Raw genomic sequence first — 23220 nt, 5'->3', positions numbered from 1 at the left:
GACACCCTCACTATCGCGGCGCCAAAAGATTATAGTATTGTTATCACAACATCTTAATAGCGGACAGGGTTTATAAATATTTGATAACAATATGGCAATGTCTTCTATTTTTAGACCTTTTACCTCATATTAAGGAAATGCACCTCTACACACGCAGAGAGAATCATGGAAAAACTTTCCTATACAACAGAATTTACACTCTGGCCAGTTCCCCATGCCCGACCCCTGATTGATGGAAAGCCAGAGCCGGGTGCGCATCCGGCAGAATATTTGCATCCCGGTAAGCTGCATCTTGAAACGAGCGATGATAATTACGTTGATTTATACATCGTTCCTCCCCTTTTTAAACCCGGATATCCCCCGGGATACCAGTTTTATGCTGATCTTATTTTTAGCAATATTTATATTGCACAAGATTTACAGTTTTATTATCGAGCATTTCATGATGAATTACAGTTTGCAGTATCCTCTGATACTATTTGGCAAAATCGCGATCATCAATATGCTGTAGCAATTGTTGACAAAGATTTGAACCTAAGCTGGACTCTGCGCGATTCCGACCCCTTGCGCATGGAATTTATCGAAACCGTTATCAACACCATTCACGCAAGCATGTTCAAGATGCCCCCCATTCTTGCCGAGGGCGAGTATATGGAGTTTATAAATGAGAGGAATATTCTGGACTCCGCTCACCTATGCTGCGGCGATCGTGTTCTTCGCGCGATTGATGTTAAGGCACACACGAATGACCCCGTGCGAGTTCTCACAGAAACCGATTACAGCGCTGTTATACGCGGTACCGTCTACCCTAGCGCCCGCCTCATCTGGAGCGTCCCTCTAGAAGATGCACGCTATTGGCACAACGCCTACAACGTTTTGACTGTTGATCCGGTCATTGGCGCCAAGATCCCCGCCGATGTGCGCGCCATCTTGGAGCATCTGCCGGCCGCGCCCGCCTATACACAGGGACACTCGTAGGTTACTGCGGGTTCTATCCCGTATATCCAATCGGTATTAGATGCGTGATGTCCTGCCCGTGGGCCGTGATGTGCTGGCACACTGTCAGGTTTCGCAGGATGCGGTACCACATCCTGCCGCCACCCGAGATGCAGACAATACACCCCAGGCTCCTCTGCTGGCGTGAGATATTGTCGATACAAATCACGACCGCATGGCGTATATTCGTGCTGTTTTGAGGGTATCGCCAGGCTCTCGCGGTTAGACAGTCCTGTGATGCCTGCGGGCGAACACTATATTTCCCGGGACTCTCAGAGGGTTTAAGACTTTATATGACATGTTTAGGTCATTAATACCTTATGTTGATGTAAACTATAGACACGGGAACAAAATTCCCCTTTAGGTACCTATTCCTCGTCAATACTTTCGCATTATCTTAGGCTCCTCATGGCAAAGACCTCTCTGACAGCACGACTAGAAACTCTCCCCTTTACCAAGAAACACACCAAGCTCTTGGGCGTCACCGGTATTGGCTGGGCGCTCGACGCCATGGATGTTGGGCTTATCTCCTTCATCATGGCGGCACTCACCAAACAGTGGGCGCTCTCCCCCACCGAAACAAGCTGGTTAGGCTCCATCGGCTTTTTGGGTATGGCGTTGGGCGCTACCGTCGGCGGGCTTCTCGCCGACCGTTTTGGGCGACGCTACGTTTTCGCCGCAACGCTGCTCGTCTACGGTTTGGCGACGGGCGCATCCGCACTCGCCGGTTCACTGGCCGTTTTGATGGTTTTCCGGTTTATCGTGGGGCTGGGGCTCGGGGCTGAGCTGCCGGTCGCATCCACGCTGATGTCGGAGTTCTCGCCGCGCGCTATTCGCGGTCGCGTGGTCGTTATTTTAGAGGCGTTTTGGGCGCTCGGATGGATTCTTGCGGCGCTTATCGGCACCTTTGTTGTGCCAAACCCAAACGGCTGGCGGTGGGCGCTTGCCATCGGCGTGATTCCGGCACTGTATTCGCTAATTATTCGCTGGGGAACACCCGAATCCGTGCGGTTCTTAGAGTCGAAAGGGCGCACTGACGAGGCAGAACGCGTAGTTGCCGAATTTGAGAGCTCCGCGGCCCTCAGCACACGAACTCACACAGATGAAACCGCCAGCGACAATGCACCTGAGACTCCTGCCAACGACGCCCAGGAGGCAACCTCCATCTGGTCGGCTCCGCTGCGTAAACGCACGCTGGCGCTGTGTACCGTATGGTTCTGTATTAACCTCTCGTATTACGGGGCGTTCATTTGGATACCCTCACTGCTGAGCGCACAGGGGTTCAGCCTGGTGAAGTCCTTCGCGTTCACCTTGATCATGACCCTGGCGCAGCTGCCCGGCTACGCGGTGGCCGCCTACCTGATTGAGAAGTGGGGGCGCCGAGCCACCCTCGCCGTATTTTTAGCAGGCTCGGCGGGCGCAGCGGTATGCTACGGCCTCTCGCATTCGGATTTCTACATTATCCTCAGTGGGTGCTTCCTCTCGTTCTTCAACCTGGGCGCATGGGGCGCGCTCTACGCTATCAGCCCGGAAGTATTCCCCACCCGACTGCGCGGCACCGGCACCGGCACGGCGGCCGGGCTGGGGCGCATCGCATCAATTCTGGCGCCGCTTATCGTTCCGCCACTCATCTCTTTCGGCGGCACCGGGGTACTGTTCGCTGTTTTCGCGGCGGCGTTCCTTCTTGCGGCAATAACAACCTTCGCGCTGCCCGAAAAGCGCGGGAAATCGCTCTAGCGGCTAAAACCTTCAACACAGGAATGATGTGAAACATAGTGTGCCGAGAAGGTGGGAATCTCTCACCTTCTCGGCTTTTTCCTTTGTTTATCAGGTGCTCATAGAGTCACAGAAGGCAAGGGGAGGGTGCATAATCTGCGGGGCACGCCGCAGGCACACACTATGTTGACGTATTTCCATGTGCCGATACGTTATGATGGCTAAACATCGCGTGTTGCCGCCTCATTATTGTGTACAGGGTGGGGCTCAGTGCGTATCTCAAGTGAGATAGAACGGTCTATACATCAACCTCAAGGAGCGCGGCATGGCAGAAACCCCCGCAGTCACCTATATTCCCTGGCCAATTGCCCATACGCCCGCGCCGCTTGAGAACGGTGAACCGGTCGCAGGCAGGCATCCTGCTGAGTATCTGGGGCCCGGGGTGCTGCACTATATTGGTTCGGAATTTCACCTGATGGCGGAGCTGAACCCCTACCCTTTCGATCCCGAAAACCCGCATCTGTTTAGGGGCGATCTGGTGCATCGGAACACGTATTTCTCAGGCAATATCACGTTCAGTTTCGAAGCTGATGAGGATTATCTTTACTTCACGGCGCACGTTTTTCTGACCTGGCAAGAGCCCTCTGACCGCACGTACGCGCGCGCCCGGGTGGATCGTAATTTCGCTTTTCACTGGGAGCAGCACGATGATGACCCGCAGCGTTCGGTCTATATTGAGGCGGTCTTCATGGCGCTGTACCGCGGCCTCAGCGTACAGCATCTGGAGCTTGGGGATGGGGAATTTTTTGACCTAAACGAAGACAGGCAATACCACTCGTACCATATGCGTCAGGGCGATGATGTGGTGCGACTGGCGTATGTGACAGGATATGTTTCTCAGTCTTATCTTGATACGGTCACCGACTACCGGGCAACGGTTTTGAGCTACTGCCACCCTCCGGCGCGGCTGGCATGGAGTGTTCCAACCGAAGATGCGCGCTACACATTCGAACATACCGATCCCCTCATCTATCCCCCGGACACGGGCGAGGATATTCCCAAGTACGTACGCCGTATACTCCCCTACTTGCCGACGGCACCTTACCGACGGGCGAAACGCACGTATGCGCCCGCCTCCGCTTATCGGGCTACTTTTACCCCCTGGCCCATGACGGTTCAGCAGGGTAAGACCATTCACGATGCGCAGTACCCGTGGCAGCGGCTTGTGTCCGGGGAATTCCTGATTGAGAGTCGGCAGAACACCCCTTTCAGCAGGTACCTGAACGCATGCGAGTTCAGCATGTACCTGGACGCATGCGAGCCCGACTGGGATTCAATGAAGGGCGACCGCCAAGTCTACGCCGAGCTCATGCCCAATGTGGGCGGCAGAAGGCCTTGGTTCGGCACTGATTTTACGTTGTGCATGCGCCGCTGGCAGAACAATTTGGTGTTTTCCGCGGAGCATCTGACGAAATGGCGTGCCACCGACTGGGAGACCTGCGCCATCGCGATCCTGGATGCTGAAGGGAGCCTGACCTGGGAGCTTCGCGATGAGGTTGCCGGGCGCGGCGCCTATATTGAAGCCTTGGTGGGGCATATTGTGGATTCTCTGGGAACCGAGCCGCCCGTACTCGCCCCGGGCGAAGGCAAGGTTCTCTACGATGATTACGGCCAGGTCTCGTCGGTGCACGTCAATACGGGTGAAGCCATGCTGCGGGCGCTCATCACACGCACCTGGTACGGGGTAAACCCGGCGACCGGTGAGAGGGCACCGTACCTGTATGAGGCGCGGGTCAAAGATCAGTTTGATGAGGATTCCGACGGCGGGTTCAGCACGATCGCCTGGAGTTCGCCCGAGAAGTTCTACTATTGGAGCTGGGATCGGGTCCCCGGGTTCGTGCCCGCGGTAACCGACACCGAGATTCTGCGCCGCGACGAGGTGGATCTGCTGATTCCGCATCTTCCGGTTGCCCCCGGCGTACCCTCACAGGAGAATGAAGACGATGCAGCGGTGCCGTGGTTTTACGAGGCTTCCACTGCTACGAAAGAGTAAGGTCAAATGTGCTAAGTGCAGCATCATGATGCGGCAGCAGGCAGAGCCCGGCGTGCATGAATTAGTTTCCACGCTAGTACGAAGGTGCGGCTCATAACCTCGCAGAGAGCCATCATGATAAGGGCGCTGGCCCATGCGTCTATGGGAATGGAGCAGTCGAGAGAAAATCGATAAATCTGTTCCGCCCCACCGTGTTCTGCATATAAGCCAAAAACAAGACGTCCGCTCATCCCGACCAGCCAGAAAACGACAGCCCAGCCGCCTGCTCGCGCATATATCTGGCGGTTCTGCGTATACACTGCCGTCGTCATACCGCACGCCACGCCGAGGATTAGCCCGATCGTTATGCATCCAATGATGAGTATCCACCCGTTGTTGTGCAAGGGGAAGCCCGTCATATATTCAATAACAGCCCATCCGACGAGAAGTATTGGCCAGATGAGGCTAAAAATTGTGAGTTTTCGCCCTCTAATTTGCCGTAGCACCAACATCATTAGGGCACAAGAAACCAAAATATCTATCAGCGTCATAATTATATCTCCACAGATATATCTTAGCAGATATATTTATGCCTGAACCTCAACCTTTTATACTGGAATCATGACTCTGGGGGAACTGTACCAACTTGCACGCATGCTGCGCGATATTACTATCACGGCTGGGTCACTTACCCATATGTCGGTACATCCGAGTGAAGCGATGGTATTTGAAGATATTGTGCAGCACCCCAACACGACTATCAACCAGGTAGCAGAGCGCACCCACCTAGCACAGAGCCGTGTTTCGACAATGGTTAATGCCATGGTCGCAGAAGGCGCGGTTACGGTCAGTACCGACTCTCAAGATCAGCGCCGCAAGACGCTCCAGGCAAGCCCTCAGCTACTGCAAGACATCAAGTCTATAAACCCCGATGAAGCCATTCGCCAAGCTATACATCGACTTTATCCGAGCCTGTCGGAACATCAGATAGTGAATGTCACACAACACCTCGACCACATTTTTACCCTGCTCAGCGCAGACTCAAGGAGCGAGTCATAGCATATGCAGTACATTCTTTTGCTCAGGAGCGTTAACCTGGGGAAGCTGCGTAAGGTGTCGATGCCCGAACTGAAGAAGCGGCTGGCTGCACTGGGATACGAGAACGTCACAAGCTATATCAACTCGGGGAACCTACTATTTGTGAGTTCGCGGGATAAAACCACCGTGGCGCAGGAGATTACCGAGCTGCTGGCGGAGCATTACGATTTTGAGATTCCATTCTCGCTTCTCACCGCTGACGAATACCGCAAGGATGCGCACAACCTGCCCGAGTGGTGGAATGAGGATATGCCTCGTCTGGACGCCATGTTTTTCACCACTGATGCTGATCGCGATGCGCTCGCCGCCGAGCTCGAAATGCTGGATGTTCCCGACGAGGTGCTTCATGTAGGGACCTGCGCCGTCTACTTTGGCAACTACAACACGCCCGATTATAAGAAGGCTCAGTACGGCAAGTTCATGTCAAAGAAAGCCTTCGCGAACCAGCTGACCCTGCGCAATGCTAAAACCTGCAACAAGATACTAGACCTGCTGGATTAACGCCGCCCCACCTACATCACAGTTTGAGTTTCGTATAGGGTGGGTGATCCGTTTAACTTTGCTGGCTAATCCTCAAAATCCGCAGGACGGCGTTGGGCACGGCTACGGGGTTTCAGCTCCAGATCAATGTCTGCCACATTGGGATCGCTCGAGCACAGCGCATCTGCAATGCTTATAAACGGTTTATTGTGGTGAACGTTTTTCTCATACTCGGTATAGGTCATGAGCACGTATGCAGGTTCGCCCTGGTCGGTAATAATGACTGGTTCGGTGTGCGCCGCTTTCTGTGCTTGGCTGACGTTCTGCTTGAACTCTTGATTGGTCATCACGGTCATTACGATAATAGCTCCTTACACAGCGATATACCCGCAAGAATAGGATGCGCCCCTGAGAATGGCAAGAAAACTCCTAAACTTACAGACCCCACAAACCGCGAGCAGATAGGATTTCGACGAGCAGATAACTGAGCGCTATCTTTTCGTCAAAATCCTATCTGCTCGTGAGAATAAAGAGACTAAAGAGTCCTAAATCGTCCCGTTCACCACAACCGGCTCGGGCACCAGCTCAACCCCGAATTTCTCGGCAACACCGGCGCGCACCGCACGGGCAATCGCGAAAATATCCTCAGCGGTGGCATCCCCACGGTTTGTAATCGCCAGCGTGTGCTTGGTCGAGAGCGAGGCGCGACCGCCCGCAATCTCGCGCGCATCGCCTTCGAGCCCGAAGCCTTTCTCGAACCCGGCATGCTGAATCAGCCAGGCGGCGGAGAGCTTCACGTACTCCTCACTTTCCTGCTGCTCGGTTCCGAACACTCCGGTGCGCGTTACGACCGGGAAACGTGGCGCTTCCTCGGGCAAAGAGTCCAGTGCAGACACCGGCACAATCGGGTTTGTGAAGAACGAACCGGTCGAGAAGGTGTCGCGGTCGGAGGCATCCAGCACCATCCCCTTGGAGGCACGCAGCGCCAGCACCTTATCCCGCACCAGCGCGGACTCGGCACGCTCCCCCACCTGCACGCCCAGGCTCTTCGCCAGTTCCCCATACTTAATGGGTGAAGACAGGCTGCCGAGCGTGAACTGGAAATCCACGGTCAGCACCACATAGCGCGGTGAACCGTTCACCATATTTTGCTTCAGAATTGAATCGCGGTAGCCGAAACGCAGATCAGCATTCGCAAAGGTCTTGAACTTCCCCGTCTCGCGGTCCCAGGTGCGCACGGAGGCAATAAACTCGCCAACCTCCACCCCGTAGGCGCCCACATTCTGCACGGGGGTTGCACCCACGGTCCCGGGAATACCCGACAGTGCCGCCGGGCCGGACCATTCTTTTTCAATGCTCAGCTGCACGAAATCATCCCACACAGTACCCGCCTGCACGCGCACATTCGCGCCACCGCACGCAGGAATGGGCAGCTCCTCAACCCCGGTGGATGCAATATGCACAACGGTACCGTCAAACCCGGCATCAGAAACCAGTAGGTTTGAGCCGCCGCCCACGATCAGCACGGGTTCGTTGGCGGCGTCGGCGGAGGAAACGGCCTCGACAATCTCGGCTTCAGTCGTGGCGCGGATGTATGTGCGGGCAGGGCCGCCAACTTGGGCGGTGGTGATCTCACTCAGCAGCTTTTCAGTCATGTCTTTAAGAATACCGGTCTGTCACGTTTTATTCCGTTAGGGTCAACTAAACCTTATAGCAAAACCCGCCCCGTAGTCGGAGCGGGTCTGCCATAATTCAAGGCACAGTCACATAGAGTATCGATTGTAAGCGCGCGGGCTAGGTAAATTTCACCACGGCCTGAGTCTTCATCAGAACCTTCTGCTGACTGCCCTCACCATCATCGGCGGTAACGGTGAGGTCGATACGAGCCGTGCGCGCGTCCTCATCCACGGCGCCTACCTTGCCGGTAATAGTCAGCGCATTCGTGGGGGTGTCCGGGTTGTCGCCGCCGGGCGCATCCGCAACCGGCACAGGCTTAGTAAAGCGAGTCTGATAGTCCACGATTGCACCCGGATCGCCCGCCCAGTCGCTCACCAGCTGCACGGCGGTGCCCATCGTGAGCATACCGTGCGCGATCACGCCGGAAAGCCCCACGGACTCGGCAAAACGCTCGTTCCAGTGAATCGGGTTGAAGTCGCCGGATGCGCCCGCATACCGCACCAGTGATGCACGCGAAATCTCAACGGTTCGGGAGCCGATCTCCTGCCCCTTTTCGAGTTCTGCAAAGTTTACGGACATTATTCGCCCTCCTCGTCGGCGCGTACCAGCAGGGATGAGATACAGGTGGTGACGGGTTTACCGTCAGCATCGGTAATTTCCTCGCGGGTGGTGAGCATGGCGCCCGCACCCATCACTCGCACGGACTCCACATGAACTTCGGTGCGCAGTTCGTCCCCCGCCACGATGGGGCGGTGATGCGTAAAGCGCTGGTCGGCGTGCACCACGCGAGAGAAATCGATGCCCGCAGATTTATCGCCGATCAGGGCGGCATCGGCTGCTTGGGACAGGATGATAGCGAAGGTGGGCGGGGCGATCAGGTCTGCGTAGCCTGCGGCGCGTGCCGCCTCAACGTCATGATGCAGAGGGTTTTCGGCGTGTACGGCGCGGGCAAATTCCCGGATCTTCTCGCGGCCAACGGCGTAGGTGCCCTCAGCAGGGTACACGCGCCCCACAATGTCAGGATTAATACTCATACCCACCAGTCTATCGGGTTGGTGCTAGTCCGGGTCTCAAGCTCGGTGAACACATAAGTTATCTTCATGATCCTAGTATCTATGCGACTACCCTTTCTTGAAAGCGCTCATTAATGTACTGAAGTGTTGAATTATATGTCTCGCACAAGACGGATGAGACCTTTATGCTCCTGACGGTTGACATCCCAGCGTCTTCCAGAGAACCCCTCCGGTGTACAGCGCGTCGATGCTGATGTTAGGACTAGCTCATGTTTTGCTCGTGAGATCGCAACAAAGAATACATGAAGTAATTCCCTTGAGATACTAGTGTTATCAACATAGTCTCTTGAATTTGGCCAGAAAAGTTGTTCCTCTACCCCAAGCACAATGACCTTCTCAAACTCTAGTCCCTTGCTTTTATGGATGGTAAGGATGCGAATGGCGTCTTCACCAGACAATCTGCGGAGTGCTTGAACTGGGTCATCATCGACCATAAGCTCATCAAAAAATAATTGATAGGCCTGCTGTTTAACCTCTTGAAGGCGTGTCCCTTGGTGATAGCCCCTAGATAGCGACCGAAATAGTGCATCTGGGAAAATTTTCCATAGTCCGTTGAGTAGCATCTTCCATGCATCATGATCAGAGTTTTTAAAACCTGAGGAATGTACTTTCTGAGTTGCCTGAGAAATAAGTTCTATTAACTGCCTATCGAGCCGTTGTGCTGTAAGCTCAGTAACGGAGGCGAGTTCAGCAAACTGTTTTAGCGCAATGTATGCCTCGGGGTCAGCACCTTTGATAACAACTCGGAGAAAGTTAAATATGACCGCAGCTGCAGGCTCAACCAATAGATCCTGTAATTTAGCCTCGTTGCAATACGCTATACCTTTCTCTTGTAAAGCGTGCATTATAGGCTGTGCAACGTAGTTAGGCTGCTGGCGGACTAGGATAGCGATTTCATTCGGATTAGTTCCATCTTCGAGCCAACGTTGGATCTTATTCGTGAGGTCTTCAGCTTCTTCAATATCAGAAGTATATGGGCAAACCTGAATAACGCCGCCATCACCGCTAATCGCATCTGCTGAAGAAGCAATGGTCGGGTTGAGTACGCTTATAACATTACGCTGTGCTCTCCGAAGTCGTGGCAACGACCGAAAGTTTTGATATAGCTGAGCTACATCAGCATCGAAGTCAGTTTTATATTTTTCCATAATGCCAGGTAAGGCACCGGCCCATTCCATAATTGTTTGTTTAGTATCACCGACAGCGGTCATAATACTATTACTACCTTGGAATATGCGTTTAACCATGTCATATTGCAATTTAGTAGTATCTTGAAATTCATCCATGAAAACATAACTGTAAGTTTGCCGAAGACCGTATAGAGCATATGGATTTTGATCAAGTATTTGACATGCCCGTTTTATCAACTGATGAAAATTTGTCCGATCATGCTGGAAGTCATCATCTTTTACATCTGTGTCTATCTCATAATCCTCATTCAGCTGATACTCATCAGATAATGCAACACGATAGTTATCAACTATCATCTTGGCAAACGCGTCAAAAGTCATACTGTCAAATCGTTCAGCGTACTGATCTCCAGAGCGTTTGCGGACACGTTTGCTGAGATTCCGGGCAGAATCAGTTTTAAAAGAAATTGCCAAGATTCTCTGAGGATAGCGACAGTGACCAGTACGAAAGAGAAAATCAGCACGCTGAGCAAGCAGTTCAGTTTTACCTGCACCTGGCCCGGCGCTAACAACCATATTCTTTAATGCAGTGACAGCCTTGGACGCATTTGGTTCGAGAGTGAGACCGTCAATTGGTGTCCAGACAGCTTGATTATTCATTCCGGAATCACTTCCAATTTATTTTCCACTACGTCCACCAAGTGTTTGAGAGGTTCTGGCAGATTATCTAATAATTCCTTATCATCCATTCGAGCTAGTGCATCAAGGTGCGTAGCAGGTTTACTATTACTTTTAAATCGTTTACGATATGCATCGAAGAGTTGGCATATATCATTGGGAAGGAGCGAGGTATTTTCAACGCTTTTACCCAGGACGCTTTTTATAATATTATTGTCTGGATCTACGCGCTCATTCTCCTTAATATTATAAGAATCTGGGTATGCCTTAATCATCATCATATCGAGGTCAATTGGCTCTGAGAAGAATACACCTTGTGCTTCAAATTCTTCAAGTGTAGATTCTGGCACCATATCCCCAAAACATATATGCCCCTCATACTGATCTTTATCATATTCTCCCTTTTCAATCTTTCCTATAGAAGATAATTGATTAATCACATATATAAGTCGCTCGTATCCACCTTGATGTCGCCCATAGTCGAGGTCAAGTAATGTGACGTGGGGTATCTCAAGGTTATTGAGTAGCCTCCAGAAGTGGTTCACATGACGACCGCCAAGAGGAACTACTGATACCGATATATCATCTTCTGCAATACCTGAAGCTGCAAGCACACGAGGTAACACCAGCATCTCACTATCTCCTTCGCCAAGAATAACCAAGCGGGAAAAGTAAAGCTCAGGGTAGGCCTTGACAGCTTCGTTAACGTACTTAGCTGCCTCATCACCTTTTTCTGGGAGGGTAATACAACGAACACTTGTTCGCCGATCACCGTCAAGACGTAAAAACCGGATGGCTGTCGGTTCAACTCGCTTAAGTAATGTTGGGGTGTGCGTGGCAATGACGGATTGAACCTGACCAGATGTACTTGTTTCCCGCAACTGCTTAGTAATACGACCCAAGTAGTGCGGCGCGAGGCTGTTCTCTGGTTCTTCAACTGCAATAATGGTATGTACTGGTGGGTTGAGGAGCGTAGGGTCGACATCTTCTACTCCCTCAGTGACAACTTTCTGTGTTAGCGATATCCACGCGAGAATAATCGAGAAATAAAGTAAAGACTTCTGGCCATCGCTTAGATTCTCTACAGGTAGGGCAACTTCTGTATGAGATGGACTGAAAGATATCGTTATTTGGCGCAGAATACTATCAAGCTCACCGCTACCGAAATTTAGTGCTGGATCAGTAAAGAAATTACCCTTATGCAGCTGCTTCCAATTTATTTTAAGGTCCTCACTCAGTGATGTAATAACATTATTTTTTGCTACTGCCTGAGTGATCTCCGCAAACTTCTCGCTCAGCTCTTCTCTTTGTATCTGCCAGTTCGCTGCACGCAGTGCTCTGCCCAGCAGGGATGAAGCAGTATATGTAATCTGTTCGTTAGGGTTACGTCTTGCAGGAAGATAGTAAACAGCAATTTTATTACGATCGCTGCGTGGCATAATATAACCCTCACAGGTACCATCCTCGTTTTCACGTATTACGTACTCTATTTTCTCGTCAACAACACCGTCACTAGCAAGCTTGGCTGTGAGTCGCACTCTCATCTTCGGTGGACCATCACATTCTTTTTCCTGCAAACGCATTTGGACGAAGAATGGCGGTGTCGAAGGGTCCGGCTGGCTGGTTGGTTCTGAGGCTATAAATTCAGCCTCAATCCAGAGCTCAGGCTCTTTGTTAAACCACTCTTGTTCTCCTAGTCCCATTGTGGCTTGGGGTCGATGAAAGTCCGAAACCTGAATCGCACGTTGCGACTGTATAGGGCTAAACAGCCTTGATAAAGCCTGAAGCACAGCTGTCTTCCCTGCCCCGTTTGGGCCAAGCACATAGGTTATGTCGTCTTCGAGCTGGATTGTTACCGTGTTAGGGCCAAAGGACTGAAAATTATTGATACGTAGAGCCGAGAGCTTCATTGTTTTCTTTCTACTGACTATTTTTTATAGTATTACCCTATAAAACATTTAAGCAGAAATCTATATTCTAAAAAGATGACACGCCAACAAGGTGGTCACTTATTTGTCTCTGCTCTCCTACATCGTTCACGCGCGGTTTGCCCTTATAAAGAACCGCCGCTTACCGCGAACATGAAGGTATCCATGAGTATAGGGAGCGTAGCCTAAAAGGGTACTTTTTCTCGTTCTGAAAGGAGCCATCATGTCTATCCCATTCTCGGTTCTCGATCTTATGCCCACGCGCCCCGATGATTCTCACACGCAGACCATGCGCAAGACAGTTCAGGCGGCGCAGACGGCTGAGCGTTTTGGGTTCAACCGTTTCTGGGTTGCCGAGCATCATAACGCGGGTTCGCTACTGTCTTCGGCGACGGTCGTGGTGATGGCAGAGATCGCCGCCGCGACCAAGCGCATCCGGGTGGGTTCGGGCGGCATTATGCTCCCCAACCACGCCCCCTATGTAGTGGCAGAACAGTTTGGCACCTTAGAGGCATTCCACCCCGGGCGCATCGATCTGGGTTTGGGTCGTGCGCCCGGTACCGACCCCATGACCGCGCAGGCGCTTCGTCGCGATAATTCTGCGGCCATTAATTTCCCCGCCGAGGTAGAAGAGATTCAGCGCTATCTGGGTGAGCCCTCCCCCATGCGCCGCGTGCACGCTATCCCCGGGCAAGGGTCCAATGTTCCGCTCTATATTCTGGGGTCATCAACTTTCGGAGCCTCTTTGGCGGCTAAGCTGGGTCTACCGTTCTCGTTTGCTTCGCACTTCGCCCCGGCTGCCCTGCAGGATGCGCTCAACGTCTACCGCAATAACTTCACCCCGTCGCAAACCCTGGATAAACCCTACGTTATTGTGGGTGCAGGGTCGCTGGTTGCCGAAACAGATGAGCAGGCGCAGCATCTTTTCACGACTGCGCAACAGCACGCCTTGGGTATTATTCGCGGGCGTCCGCAGTTCTCTCCGCCAGTCGACGATATGGAAAAGCTGTGGAGTCCTGCCGAGAAACGGCATATCTCCTCAATGCTTCAGGAGGCGGTGGTCGGTTCCCCGCAGACGGTTCAGAGCAAGCTCGAAGATTTGGTTGCCCGCACCGGTGCAGACGAAGTGATTATCACGAGCACGCCGTGGGAGTTTGAAGACCGCATTCGAAGCTACGAATTGCTTTCGGAGCTGCCGATTTTCCAGAAAACCAATTAGACTAACGAGGATTTATCTCACCTCTTCTGAGCGATTTACCACATACTTCTGGCATGTCTTGGCATAAGGTTTATGAGGCTTTACCCTAGATATATAAAATAACTTTTATATATTATTGGTAAGCCCCTTCCCCACACCAAGACATGCCAGAACAACAAAAGGTACGCTCATGAGCTCGGAAGACCAGTATTCTTCTGCCCGCACCCGTTCCCAGAACCCAGACCTGCGTCCGCGAATTGCACTCGCCTTTGGGCTTGCTGCAGCGATTGTCGTAATCCAGTTCGTCGGATCTCTTATGACGGGCAGTCTCGCCCTTCTTACCGATACGGCGCACGCGCTCACCGATGCCTCCGGACTGCTAGTCGCTTTGATAGCGGCGACTCTCGCGCTGAAGCCCGCAACGGCACAACGAACCTGGGGATTCCGACGCATCGAAGTTCTTGCAGCACTCGCCCAAGCCACCTTACTGATGGCGGTCGGTCTTTATGCGGCCTTTGAAGGGATTCATCGTCTCTTCGAGCCTCCAGAGGTACCGGCTTCCGAACTTTTGCTCTTCGGCGTCATTGGTTTGGCGGCAAATATTGCCGGAATCATGGTGCTTTCTGGGCGCCGTGATGCGAACTTTAATATGCGCGCTGCGTTCCTTGAAGTCCTCAACGATGCACTTGGTTCCGTGGGCGTCATCGTCTCTTCACTCGTTATAGTCTTCACCGGCTTCATGCAGGCCGATGCCATTGCGGGCTTATTCATTGCGGCGCTAATTGTTCCTCGCGCGGCAAAGCTCATGCGTGAGACCACCGGTGTACTGATGGAGTTCTCTCCCCAAGGGCTGGATCTTGAAGAAGTGCGTCGCCATATATTGACCGTGCCGGGTGTACATGAGGTTCACGATATACATGCCTCAACCATAGCAACGGGTCTGCCCGTACTGACCGCTCATATCGTTATCGCCGATAAATGCTTCACGAATGGTGAGGCCCTGGAAATCTTGCGGCAAGCCCGAACCTGCGTATCCGAGCATTTCGAGGTATCTATTAGCCACTCGACCTTCCAGCTTGAGAATGCGCTTTTCGGGCAGACAGAACCCGAAGAGACCCAACACCCTTAGATACGTGTGACCCATTTAGCCACCCGAAAGGCACAAACAAAAAAGCCTGCCTCATACGAGACAGGCTTAGCTGAGCCCCGACCGGGAATCGATCCCGGGACCTCCATCTTACCAAGATGGCGCTCTACCACTGAGCTATCGGGGCGTAGCGGTGGACGGGCTCGATCCGTCGACCTCACGATTATGAGTCGTGCGCTCTAACCAGCTGAGCTACACCGCCAGAACATCAACCTTGCAGGCCAATGCGAGAGCCCCGACCGGGAATCGATCCCGGGACCTCCATCTTACCAAGATGGCGCTCTACCACTGAGCTATCGGGGCAACAGATAAAAGTTTACAGTATCCTAAACCACCCGCGCAAATAAGGGTTAGGTGTTCTGTGACACTTTGTTTTAGCCCTAAAAATAGGCGTTTTTACACCGTTTATTCGCGGATGCGCCCACCGGTTTTTCCGTCCACAATACCGGCGGGCGCATCCCGCTTTTATGAAATAACGAAACGCCTTATTTTACGGCTAACTTTCACAGACTAGTAGCGTTTACCGTGTGACTTTCCGCGGCGATCATCCCGACCACCACGGTGATCATCGCGACGGGACCGGAACCCGCCATCGCGGCGATCGTTGCGGCGGAAACTGCGGCCACCGCCTCCCTGAGGCCCCCGATCCTTACGGATGTTGATGAACTCACCGGCAATCTTGGTATCACGCAGACGATCGAAGAAACCCTTGGGCAGGTCTTCGGGAAGACCCACGATCGTGAAGTGCTGGCGAATATCGATCGAGCCGATCTGTGAGCCCTTAATACCGCCCTCGTTTGCAAGCGCGCCCACAATGGCAGAGGCTTTAACCCGAGAGGCGCGGCCCACGTTGAGTTTGTAGTTCACCATGCCTTCGTCGCTGTGGTTTCGCCCCTTCTTGGGCCCGCGTTTGCCGCGGTCCTTGGTGTCGTCGGCGAAAGCGCGGGATTTACGGGCAATATCGTCGTTTTCATCGAGGAAGAAGGCGCGACCTTGCTGTGCAATGACGGCGAGCGCGGCGGCAATGTCTTCTGCCGTGGTGTCGTGCTCGTTTTCATAGTCTTCGATGATCTTGCGGAAGAAGTTTAGGTCTTCCGTTTCGATCGTTTCGGTGATCTGCTCGGCGAAGCGCTGTTTACGGCTGCTGTTCACGTCTTGCGCGGTGGGCATATGCATTGGCTCAACCTTTTGACGGGTTGCCTTTTCGATCTGCCGCAGCATGTATTTTTCGCGCGGAGTTACGAAGAGTATCGCTTCGCCGTCGCGTCCGGCTCGACCGGTACGCCCGATGCGGTGCACATAGGATTCGGTGTCGTGCGGAATATCGTAGTTCACCACGAGGGAGATGCGTTCAACATCCAGTCCGCGGGCGGCTACGTCGGTTGCTACGAGAATGTCGATGCGTCCGTCGCGCAGCGCATCCACGGTGCGTTCGCGCAGCTGTTGGGGAATGTCGCCGTTAATAGCTGCCGCTTGGAAACCGCGTGCTTTGAGTTTATCGGCTACTTCTTCGGTTTCTTTTTTGGTGCGCACGAAGACGATAATGCCGTCGTAGTTTTCGACTTCGAGCACGCGGGTCATGGCGTCAAGTTTGTGGGAGTGCATGACCTGCATGTAGCGCTGGCGGATGTTCGCCCCGGTGGTGGTCTTGGTTTTGACGCGCACCTCGGTGGGGTCGTTGAGGTATTGCTGAGCGATTTTGCGGATCGAGTTGGGCATGGTGGCTGAGAAGAGTGCCACCTGTTTGGCGTCCGGGGTACCTTCGAGAATGGTTTCTACGTCTTCGGCGAAGCCCATGCGCAGCATTTCGTCGGCCTCATCCAGTACCAGGTATTGCAGGTTTGAGAGGTCGAGCGAGCCCTTTTCGAGGTGGTCGATCACACGCCCGGGGGTGCCGACGACTACCTGTGCGCCGCGGCGCAGTCCGGCAAGCTGGGGTCCGTAGGGTGAGCCGCCGTAGATGGGAAGCACAGTGAAGTCTTCCATGTGGGTTGCGTAGGAGGAGAAGGCCTCGGCAACCTGCAGGGCGAGCTCACGGGTGGGGGCAAGTACAAGCACCTGGGTGTCTCGGGAAACGCCGTTGATATCGGCAAGTTCTGCCATGCGGGAGAGCGCGGGCAGCGCGAAGGCTGCGGTTTTGCCGGTACCGGTCTGCGCCAGACCCACCACATCGTTGCCGTCGAGCAGCGGCGGGATGGTCTGTTCCTGGATGGGGGAAGGTTTCTCGTAGCCGACTTCTTCGAGTGCAGAGAGCACTCGGGGGTCTAGCCCCAGGTCGGTGAATCGGGTGCCTTCTTCTTCGTGGCTTTCGTGAGTATTGTCTTCAGTATTCTTCTTAGTGGCCGCGTTGTCTTCTCTAGGCTCTGCTGTCATGCTTTCTGCAGCGTCTGCTTTTTCGTTCGCGGGTTTTTCACCGGTTTCTAGGGAAGATTCTTCAACGGTTTTTTCTACAGATAAGGTCTCTTCGGTATTGCCGAGCGTAGCGCCTTGTTCGGTGTTCTCGGCAGGAATATTTTCAGTCACTTTTTCCTCATTTTGCTGGGGTGTTCGGGCGCACGCTTTTCGGCGCCGTTCGGATTCCCCTACACATTCCAGCCACATTCTGCGCGCCTTATTATCAGGCGGGCGAGCAAGACAACGCAACCCGGGCATCCGGTAAGGCGGAGGCACTCAGGGATAGGATTTCTCTACGCTGGGGGTTGGTCTTGAATTTCTCGGTGACACGCAAGTCTCGGCACATCTGGAATGAGGTGCGATGTGTATTGACGCCACGAGGCGGCATAGCATACTGAGTTCGGTGATTTTGAGTTCGGCGCCAAGAATGAGGTTAGTAACCGATTCGACCGGTTGGGGGCGCACAAGACCTGTATCGGGGGTACCCGTCTTTATAAGTGTACCCTACTTTGGTGCGGCAACGCGCCGGATGCGCGCAAAACCCCGGTTTTTTCGCCGCGGGTTCTAAGGAAAATAGCCCCTTCAGGTCATGGAAACATGGATGTGCAAGGCTATTTCCCCGTACTACTGCGCGCTTGCGGAATGCAGCGCGCAGGGCGGTGGGATGTGTACACCTAAGATATTTTACGCACGACCTCAAGAGAACCGTAGGTACCCACTTGCGCATAGGGGTGCCCGTAGCGGTCAGCAGCATACTGTGCGGTGTTTTGCGGCGGGTTACCTCCCCACGCTGAGCCGCGCTTATCGATCACCACGTAGTCGGGTGCCGGTTCTCCCGCATGCCCAATCCAGTAGACGGTTCGCCCCGGAATCAGCTGGGTGAGGGTCGAGAGGTCTGCTGCAACGCTTACATCCTGCGGTACCGCCTCAACCGCCTGCATACGGTTCGTTTCGGAGGCCGTCAGCCGGTTGCTGGTGAACGAAGACTTGGTCAAATCGGCAAGCGGCTGGTCGGATGCGGGCGTAACGGTCGGAATCACCGAGACCAGCAGCGCAACCGCCGGGAAGAACCAGAGCGGAACATGGCGGACGGACTGGCGCAGATTCTCGACCCATCCGATGGGTTTATCCCCGGTTTCTGCCGGTTCATCCTCTGATTCTTCGTCTTCCGCAAGCGGCTTAGGGTGCGCCAGCACCTTCCCGTACCGCAAGTTGAGGATAACCTCTAGAAGAGCGAGGAACGCCACGGGCATCAGCACGAGCGAGTAGTGCCAGGTGCTCAGCCAGTACGCCTCCGTATTTGACAGCAGACGCCACAGGAGCGTGGGCAAAATGACGATAGCGAACGGGCTCGCAACCCAGATAATTGCGCCGCAAAAGAGCAGCAGCAGAATCGTCCAGACCTTCTGGTCATAGTTAAAGATGGTGATCGCAGAACCGAGCGGATCTGCGAAAGCGCCGTATACATCAACCTTATCGCCGTAATCGAATTGCCCATTGGCGTTAAAGAGCGGAAGAATAAGCGCAACCGCAGCATAAGACCAGAAGAGACCCCAGAGTATCAGCATGGTTGATTCAGCGGCACCCCGCGTCTTCACCCAGGAATTAAAGGTATTGCGGATGCGCTCACCCCGCGGCAGCGGTTTACCCTCAGGATTCTGGGGGAAGAGTTCGTCGAGCCCTTTGCGTATCCACCCAGTGCGGACGAATGCGACAATACCGATCATCGCGGCAGTAACGCCCATATCTTCTTTGACGAAGGCAAGCGGGGCAGCCCACAGGCAGGCGCGAATAATATAGCGAGAGCGTTCATCAACGTTGATGCGACCGGCAAGCACCAGGTTACCCAGCGCCCCACACAAGAACGGCAGAGCGAAGGCGACCTCATGGAATTGCGCTGCAACCGCCTGCTGTACTCCGTAGCTGAGGGCGAAGGCAGCACCCAGAAGAATGCCCACAAAAGTTCCCGCAGGTTCGGGTTTGGTGCCTGAGAGGGCACATGCCCGCTGTGTAAACCGCACCATCATATAGACGCTGGCGGCAATCATAAAATTCTGGACTACTAGAAGCGTCAGCGGCGAAGGGAAAACCGCATACACAGGCCCTAAAAGCACCAGAATAGGATGAAAATGATCGCCCCACAGATTAAAATCGGTCCCTTTAATCTGCACAATTGGCATGTCAAAATGCGAATATGCCTGCGCCATCTGCGTGAAAATCGCAAGATCCCATGAAGGGGTAATCCAGTGCTTAAGCTGCTGAACGGAGTAATAGCAATAGAGAGCAAAAACCGCTAGGGCAAGCATAATCGCCACCAGTACTCTGCCCGCGGTCACCGAACGATGTGCCCCGGTATGTTGTGATGCAGAAGTTTTCGCCGATTTCTCGGTAGGTTCCGAGTCGGGTGCACTCACCTCAGCCGCCATGCGTTTTCCTCGTGTTTGTTGTGTTTGGTGCCCGGTGGCAAGCACACACGTTCTTAAGTCACGCTACGTCGCCGGTGTGCCCGCTCACCTGTGAAATATATAGTTACTACTCAGGGTATCCTATTATTAAACGTTATCCCGAGATCTGCGCCTTTTTTACGCAGTTAACTCAAGATATATCTCACGCGCGTATTTTCCCCCTACCCGCTAAGGATGCTGTGCCCACCGAATCCGTACCTGATGCCGCATACCGTATCGAGCTTTCCCGCTTACCGATGCGCACCTCGGCGCTGACGGCGCGCATCACGGTAGGGGTACAGGCTCTTATTTACCCGCACGTTCCGGTGCATGTAGGGCAGACGCTCGGTCGTTTACAGCGTGGTCCGGCGGATCCGACTTTTTGCCGTCTGCGCGCCCCGCGTTCTGAGCGCTCACGCGCGGCGGACGATACCCTGTGGACCGGGGCGCACACGCCGTCCCTGCAGCTGCCCACAACCCTTCATTTTACCCGTCGTTTCGACGGTACAACCCCTGCTCTGAATGCTCCGGTTCAGGTTTGCCTGTGGGCGGAGTCTTCCCGTGCTATATCCGACGATACATTCCCCACCGAACAGGTTTACAGCGAGCTTGAAGAGTTTGCGGCTCTTATGCCCGCGTGGCTGGGCCTGCACGATCCCCGAGAAGAGTTTGCGAAGCTCCCCGCTTTTGAGCATCTGCCGCTAAAAATTCGGCGTGCTTATCGTGAGAATCCGGGGCTGCGGCTAAGCGCATCCGGACAGCTCACCCGGCATATGTTGGTAGCAATCTTAGAACAGCGGGTGACCCAGCCGGAGGCTTTTGACGCACTGCGCTGGATTGTCAGGCGATACGGCGAGTCCGCACCCCTCAGCGGCAATCCGGCACAGCCTCCTTACCTGCGGATATACCCTACCGCTCAGGTTCTAGCCACAATTCCCTCATGGGATTGGCATCGTGCGCGAGTAGATTCCGCCCGATACAGCACGGTTTACCGTTTTACCCAACGTGCCGATGCGCTCAAACGCCTTGGGGCAACCGGTCGTATCGCGCACCTTGCGGCGGCTCTCGATGATATTCCGGGAGTTGGCCCCTGGTCGGTGGCGGAAACTCTTCAAGGTTTCTGCGGGCATCCAGATGCTGTCAGCGTGGGCGACTACCACTTAGCGCATACGGTGGGGTTTGCTTTTACGGGAGAACGCACCGACGATGCTGGAATGCTTCGCTTACTTGCCCCTTACGCCGGTCATCGGCAGCGGGTTGTGCGCCTTATTCAGGAGGCGGGCATTCGCAAACCCAGGTATGGTGCGCGTATGAGTATTCCGGATTACCGGGATTTTTAACATGCTGTGGAGCCGGTACCGTAAAAAGTACCGACTCCACACGCATAAACCGCCCTTCACCGGGCGGGTTTATCACCTAACTATCTCTATGATGAAATGGCTAGTTCTGCTCTGCAGTTGCCATTTCTTCACGAACCTTATCCATATCGAGTTCGCGGATCGAAGTAATCACCTGCTCGAACTGGGACTCGTTGAGCGCGCCGGGCTGGGAGAAGACGAGAATACCGCCGCGGAAACCCATAATGGTGGGAATGGAGGTAATGCCTGCGGCCTGTGCCAGCTGACTCTGATCCTCGGTATCCACCTTGCCGAAGACGATATCGCTGTACTTCTCGGAGGCTGTCTCGTAGACGGGAGCAAACTGCTTACAGGGACCGCACCAGTCTGCCCAGAAATCGAGGAATACGATATCGTTACCCTCGACAGTCGAGGTAAGGTTCTGCTGGGTGATTTCAATAGTAGCCATGGAGATAACGCTACACCTTGCACGTGTATTGCGCTAATTTTTCACTCACAGACTAACAAATAGTTTAAAGGGCGTCATAAACCCTGTCTTTTTGCCGTGAGCGGGCATTTTTAGCGGGTGCGCGAAGGTACCACATGCAAAGAACCCGGCTACCGAAGTAACCGGGTTCTTTTTAGGGTGGCAGATGAGGGATTCGAACCCCCGTAGGCTGTGCCAGCTGATTTACAGTCAGCCCCCTTTGGCCGCTCGGGTAATCTGCCGAACTAGCTAGGCTAGAAGTTCGCTCAAGCGAACAGAGACTACTGTACAGGTTTTTAATGAACTTGTGAAGCCAGAGCCTAGCTTTGTGACGAATACAACTTTTTGGGCTGTTTTTCGTTTTCGGAGGCTGTTTTTCAGGCGAGTTTACAGGTCGCCATCCTGCTCCATCAGAAGCGTAATTTCCAAATGCTCAAGATAGCGTAGCGCCTGTTCAACTGTGCACATCTCGCTTCGAATCTCACGAGCAAGATCGCGCCGCACTCCCTCGAAGCGGGCAACGAGTTTGGGATCTGTCAGCGTTGAGCCGATTCCCTCGAAGGCAGGAGGCTCAACAACATCCGAAGAATCTTCGCTCTGAACCGCATCCACTCGCTCTGCCTCGGGGATGTTCTCAGGTTCAGAACCAATCGAACTATAGAGGTCAAGGAACAGCAGGGTTTCAGCATCGCGAGCTTCTTCGCGATTCACGCTGCCGGTCGTTGACGAGTATTGTGTAGCCATGTTTCCATTCTGGATGTTCAAGGTTAACAACAGCTGAGAAACGCATCAAAGAACCTGAAAATTATCTGTGAGCGCAACAGAAAACAGGTATTCTATGAGGGACAGATACCGTCGTATTCCGCACAAACACAACGAAAGGACACAGATTTATGGCAAGCGAATCTTCTTTCGATATTGTCTCAAAGGTTGATAAGCAAGAGGTCTCCAACGCCCTGCACCAAGCACAAAAAGAGGTTTCGCAGCGCTACGATTTCCGTGGTGTCGGTGCTGAGATCGACTTCTCGGGCGAGAAGATTCTCATTAAGGCAAACGCCCAAGAGCGAGCTCTTGCGGTGCTTGACGTTTTCCAGTCAAAGCTCGTCAAGCGCGGTATTTCGCTAAAGTCTCTGGACGCAGGCGACCCCTACGCTTCGGGCAAAGAGACCCGCATCGAATGCTCCATCAAGGAAGGCATCGCACAGGATCAGGCTAAGAAGATCTCCAAACTGATCCGCGATGAAGGGCCTAAGGGCGTGAAGACTACGATTCAGGGCGATGAGCTGCGCGTATCCTCGAAGTCTCGTGACGATCTGCAGAGCGTGATTTCACTGCTTAAAGGCGCAGATCTTGACGTTGACCTGCAGTTCGTGAATTATCGCTAGACATCTCTACTGTGCACGTA

21 protein-coding genes and 4 tRNA genes are annotated in these 23220 nt (G+C 53.5%); 10 read left to right on the top strand and 15 right to left on the bottom strand.

Features of this window, described 5'->3' with window-relative positions:
- Window positions 1-165: 165 nt before the first annotated feature.
- From HMPREF2625_RS04780 to HMPREF2625_RS04770, 4 genes are all read left to right on the top strand, one after another.
- On the top strand, window positions 166-978 hold the full coding sequence (locus HMPREF2625_RS04780) for a hypothetical protein (protein ID WP_070522332.1): 813 nt from the start codon (window positions 166-168) through the stop codon (window positions 976-978).
- Between the two features lie 40 nt (window positions 979-1018).
- Window positions 1019-1144, top strand: a complete 126-nt coding sequence (locus HMPREF2625_RS11130) for a hypothetical protein (protein ID WP_256387828.1) — start codon at window positions 1019-1021, stop codon at window positions 1142-1144.
- Window positions 1145-1404: 260 nt separating this feature from the next.
- Window positions 1405-2733 (top strand): MFS transporter, encoded by a 1329-nt coding sequence (locus HMPREF2625_RS04775; RefSeq protein ID WP_070522329.1) that lies wholly within the window; start codon window positions 1405-1407, stop codon window positions 2731-2733.
- A gap of 304 nt (window positions 2734-3037) precedes the next feature.
- Entirely contained in the window at window positions 3038-4765 is a 1728-nt protein-coding gene (locus tag HMPREF2625_RS04770; protein WP_070522326.1) for a hypothetical protein, read from the top strand.
- A 23-nt stretch (window positions 4766-4788) separates the two neighbouring features.
- Here the strand turns inward: HMPREF2625_RS04770 and HMPREF2625_RS04765 are convergent, their stop codons facing one another.
- Entirely contained in the window at window positions 4789-5295 is a 507-nt protein-coding gene (locus HMPREF2625_RS04765; protein ID WP_070522323.1) for a DUF1453 family protein, read from the bottom strand.
- Window positions 5296-5365: 70 nt separating this feature from the next.
- Here HMPREF2625_RS04765 and HMPREF2625_RS04760 point away from each other — a divergent pair, with 70 nt between their 5' ends.
- Together HMPREF2625_RS04760 and HMPREF2625_RS04755 are read left to right on the top strand one after the other, a co-directional pair.
- Window positions 5366-5803, top strand: coding sequence for a MarR family winged helix-turn-helix transcriptional regulator (locus HMPREF2625_RS04760; RefSeq protein ID WP_070522320.1), 438 nt, complete (start codon window positions 5366-5368; stop codon window positions 5801-5803).
- Window positions 5804-5806: 3 nt separating this feature from the next.
- Window positions 5807-6343 carry a DUF1697 domain-containing protein gene (locus HMPREF2625_RS04755; protein WP_070522318.1) on the top strand — a complete coding sequence of 179 codons (537 nt, stop codon included), beginning with the start codon at window positions 5807-5809 and terminating at the stop codon, window positions 6341-6343.
- 65 nt (window positions 6344-6408) lie between these two features.
- Here HMPREF2625_RS04755 and HMPREF2625_RS04750 read toward each other — a convergent pair whose 3' ends face one another.
- The 6 genes from HMPREF2625_RS04750 to HMPREF2625_RS04725 form a co-directional block, all read right to left on the bottom strand.
- On the bottom strand, window positions 6409-6678 hold the full coding sequence (locus HMPREF2625_RS04750) for a type II toxin-antitoxin system Phd/YefM family antitoxin (protein WP_070522315.1): 270 nt from the start codon (window positions 6676-6678) through the stop codon (window positions 6409-6411).
- A gap of 189 nt (window positions 6679-6867) precedes the next feature.
- A complete protein-coding gene (locus HMPREF2625_RS04745; RefSeq protein WP_070522312.1) occupies window positions 6868-7977 on the bottom strand; it encodes a UDP-N-acetylmuramate dehydrogenase in 1110 nt (369 codons plus the stop codon).
- Between the two features lie 139 nt (window positions 7978-8116).
- A complete protein-coding gene (locus tag HMPREF2625_RS04740) occupies window positions 8117-8578 on the bottom strand; it encodes a MaoC family dehydratase (protein ID WP_070522309.1) in 462 nt (153 codons plus the stop codon).
- Window positions 8578-9033, bottom strand: a complete 456-nt coding sequence (locus HMPREF2625_RS04735; RefSeq protein WP_070522306.1) for a MaoC family dehydratase N-terminal domain-containing protein — start codon at window positions 9031-9033, stop codon at window positions 8578-8580. Before HMPREF2625_RS04735 ends, HMPREF2625_RS04740 begins: the two co-directional genes overlap by 1 nt.
- 131 nt (window positions 9034-9164) lie before the next feature.
- Window positions 9165-10862: a UvrD-helicase domain-containing protein gene (locus tag HMPREF2625_RS04730; RefSeq protein ID WP_070522303.1), complete on the bottom strand. Its 1698-nt coding sequence runs from the start codon at window positions 10860-10862 to the stop codon at window positions 9165-9167.
- A complete protein-coding gene (locus HMPREF2625_RS04725) occupies window positions 10859-12790 on the bottom strand; it encodes an ATP-dependent nuclease (protein ID WP_070522296.1) in 1932 nt (643 codons plus the stop codon). Before HMPREF2625_RS04725 ends, HMPREF2625_RS04730 begins: the two co-directional genes overlap by 4 nt.
- Window positions 12791-13031: 241 nt before the next feature.
- On the opposite strand from HMPREF2625_RS04725, the gene HMPREF2625_RS04720 reads away from it, so the two are divergent.
- Both HMPREF2625_RS04720 and HMPREF2625_RS04715 read left to right on the top strand, forming a co-directional pair.
- Window positions 13032-14027 (top strand): LLM class flavin-dependent oxidoreductase, encoded by a 996-nt coding sequence (locus tag HMPREF2625_RS04720; protein ID WP_070522292.1) that lies wholly within the window; start codon window positions 13032-13034, stop codon window positions 14025-14027.
- Window positions 14028-14196: 169 nt separating this feature from the next.
- A complete protein-coding gene (locus HMPREF2625_RS04715; protein ID WP_004005385.1) occupies window positions 14197-15135 on the top strand; it encodes a cation diffusion facilitator family transporter in 939 nt (312 codons plus the stop codon).
- A gap of 73 nt (window positions 15136-15208) precedes the next feature.
- Here the strand turns inward: HMPREF2625_RS04715 and HMPREF2625_RS04710 are convergent.
- The 5 genes from HMPREF2625_RS04710 to HMPREF2625_RS04690 form a co-directional block, all read right to left on the bottom strand.
- Window positions 15209-15280 (bottom strand) — tRNA-Thr (locus tag HMPREF2625_RS04710).
- Between the two features lies 1 nt (window position 15281).
- A tRNA-Met gene (locus HMPREF2625_RS04705) sits at window positions 15282-15355 on the bottom strand.
- 29 nt (window positions 15356-15384) lie between these two features.
- A tRNA-Thr gene (locus HMPREF2625_RS04700) sits at window positions 15385-15456 on the bottom strand.
- A gap of 207 nt (window positions 15457-15663) precedes the next feature.
- Complete coding sequence (locus tag HMPREF2625_RS04695; protein ID WP_048753681.1) at window positions 15664-17754, bottom strand: DEAD/DEAH box helicase; 2091 nt, start codon at window positions 17752-17754, stop codon at window positions 15664-15666.
- 467 nt (window positions 17755-18221) lie between these two features.
- A complete protein-coding gene (locus HMPREF2625_RS04690; protein WP_070522289.1) occupies window positions 18222-19973 on the bottom strand; it encodes a DUF2079 domain-containing protein in 1752 nt (583 codons plus the stop codon).
- Between the two features lie 218 nt (window positions 19974-20191).
- Here HMPREF2625_RS04690 and HMPREF2625_RS04685 point away from each other — a divergent pair, with 218 nt between their 5' ends.
- On the top strand, window positions 20192-21331 hold the full coding sequence (locus HMPREF2625_RS04685) for a DNA-3-methyladenine glycosylase family protein (RefSeq protein WP_246826673.1): 1140 nt from the start codon (window positions 20192-20194) through the stop codon (window positions 21329-21331).
- Between the two features lie 100 nt (window positions 21332-21431).
- Here the strand turns inward: HMPREF2625_RS04685 and HMPREF2625_RS04680 are convergent, their stop codons facing one another.
- From HMPREF2625_RS04680 to HMPREF2625_RS04670, 3 genes are all read right to left on the bottom strand, one after another.
- The gene (locus HMPREF2625_RS04680; RefSeq protein ID WP_070522286.1) at window positions 21432-21797 is read right to left on the bottom strand and encodes a thioredoxin family protein; all 366 of its coding nucleotides are present in this window, start codon (window positions 21795-21797) and stop codon (window positions 21432-21434) included.
- Window positions 21798-21975: 178 nt separating this feature from the next.
- Window positions 21976-22057, bottom strand: a tRNA-Tyr gene (locus tag HMPREF2625_RS04675).
- Window positions 22058-22202: 145 nt separating this feature from the next.
- Entirely contained in the window at window positions 22203-22559 is a 357-nt protein-coding gene (locus tag HMPREF2625_RS04670) for a hypothetical protein (RefSeq protein WP_004005392.1), read from the bottom strand.
- 149 nt (window positions 22560-22708) lie between these two features.
- Between HMPREF2625_RS04670 and HMPREF2625_RS04665 the strand changes: the two genes are divergently transcribed.
- On the top strand, window positions 22709-23200 hold the full coding sequence (locus HMPREF2625_RS04665) for a YajQ family cyclic di-GMP-binding protein (protein WP_070522284.1): 492 nt from the start codon (window positions 22709-22711) through the stop codon (window positions 23198-23200).
- Window positions 23201-23220 lie beyond the last annotated feature (20 nt).

Source organism: Rothia sp. HMSC064D08 (genome assembly GCF_001809525.1).
Lineage (GTDB): Bacteria > Actinomycetota > Actinomycetes > Actinomycetales > Micrococcaceae > Rothia > Rothia dentocariosa.
The sequence above is the reverse complement of the archived record's forward strand: the minus strand, read 5'-3'. Positions and strand labels throughout refer to the sequence as shown.

What these genes read in the sequence shown, in the direction of transcription:
- HMPREF2625_RS04740 (WP_070522309.1), bottom strand. Translation starts at nt 8,578, where the DNA reads ATGTCCGTAAACTTTGCAGAACTCGAAAAGGGGCAGGAGATCGGCTCC.
- HMPREF2625_RS04725 (WP_070522296.1), bottom strand. Translation starts at nt 12,790, where the DNA reads ATGAAGCTCTCGGCTCTACGTATCAATAATTTTCAGTCCTTTGGCCCT.
- HMPREF2625_RS04670 (WP_004005392.1), bottom strand. Translation starts at nt 22,559, where the DNA reads ATGGCTACACAATACTCGTCAACGACCGGCAGCGTGAATCGCGAAGAA.
- HMPREF2625_RS04680 (WP_070522286.1), bottom strand. Translation starts at nt 21,797, where the DNA reads ATGGCTACTATTGAAATCACCCAGCAGAACCTTACCTCGACTGTCGAG.
- HMPREF2625_RS04715 (WP_004005385.1), top strand. Translation starts at nt 14,197, where the DNA reads ATGAGCTCGGAAGACCAGTATTCTTCTGCCCGCACCCGTTCCCAGAAC.
- HMPREF2625_RS04735 (WP_070522306.1), bottom strand. Translation starts at nt 9,033, where the DNA reads ATGAGTATTAATCCTGACATTGTGGGGCGCGTGTACCCTGCTGAGGGC.
- HMPREF2625_RS04775 (WP_070522329.1), top strand. Translation starts at nt 1,405, where the DNA reads ATGGCAAAGACCTCTCTGACAGCACGACTAGAAACTCTCCCCTTTACC.
- HMPREF2625_RS04750 (WP_070522315.1), bottom strand. Translation starts at nt 6,678, where the DNA reads ATGACCGTGATGACCAATCAAGAGTTCAAGCAGAACGTCAGCCAAGCA.
- HMPREF2625_RS04695 (WP_048753681.1), bottom strand. Translation starts at nt 17,754, where the DNA reads ATGTGGCTGGAATGTGTAGGGGAATCCGAACGGCGCCGAAAAGCGTGC.
- HMPREF2625_RS04665 (WP_070522284.1), top strand. Translation starts at nt 22,709, where the DNA reads ATGGCAAGCGAATCTTCTTTCGATATTGTCTCAAAGGTTGATAAGCAA.
- HMPREF2625_RS04720 (WP_070522292.1), top strand. Translation starts at nt 13,032, where the DNA reads ATGTCTATCCCATTCTCGGTTCTCGATCTTATGCCCACGCGCCCCGAT.
- HMPREF2625_RS04780 (WP_070522332.1), top strand. Translation starts at nt 166, where the DNA reads ATGGAAAAACTTTCCTATACAACAGAATTTACACTCTGGCCAGTTCCC.
- HMPREF2625_RS04745 (WP_070522312.1), bottom strand. Translation starts at nt 7,977, where the DNA reads ATGACTGAAAAGCTGCTGAGTGAGATCACCACCGCCCAAGTTGGCGGC.
- HMPREF2625_RS04760 (WP_070522320.1), top strand. Translation starts at nt 5,366, where the DNA reads ATGACTCTGGGGGAACTGTACCAACTTGCACGCATGCTGCGCGATATT.
- HMPREF2625_RS04690 (WP_070522289.1), bottom strand. Translation starts at nt 19,973, where the DNA reads ATGGCGGCTGAGGTGAGTGCACCCGACTCGGAACCTACCGAGAAATCG.
- HMPREF2625_RS04730 (WP_070522303.1), bottom strand. Translation starts at nt 10,862, where the DNA reads ATGAATAATCAAGCTGTCTGGACACCAATTGACGGTCTCACTCTCGAA.
- HMPREF2625_RS04765 (WP_070522323.1), bottom strand. Translation starts at nt 5,295, where the DNA reads ATGACGCTGATAGATATTTTGGTTTCTTGTGCCCTAATGATGTTGGTG.
- HMPREF2625_RS11130 (WP_256387828.1), top strand. Translation starts at nt 1,019, where the DNA reads ATGCGTGATGTCCTGCCCGTGGGCCGTGATGTGCTGGCACACTGTCAG.
- HMPREF2625_RS04755 (WP_070522318.1), top strand. Translation starts at nt 5,807, where the DNA reads ATGCAGTACATTCTTTTGCTCAGGAGCGTTAACCTGGGGAAGCTGCGT.
- HMPREF2625_RS04770 (WP_070522326.1), top strand. Translation starts at nt 3,038, where the DNA reads ATGGCAGAAACCCCCGCAGTCACCTATATTCCCTGGCCAATTGCCCAT.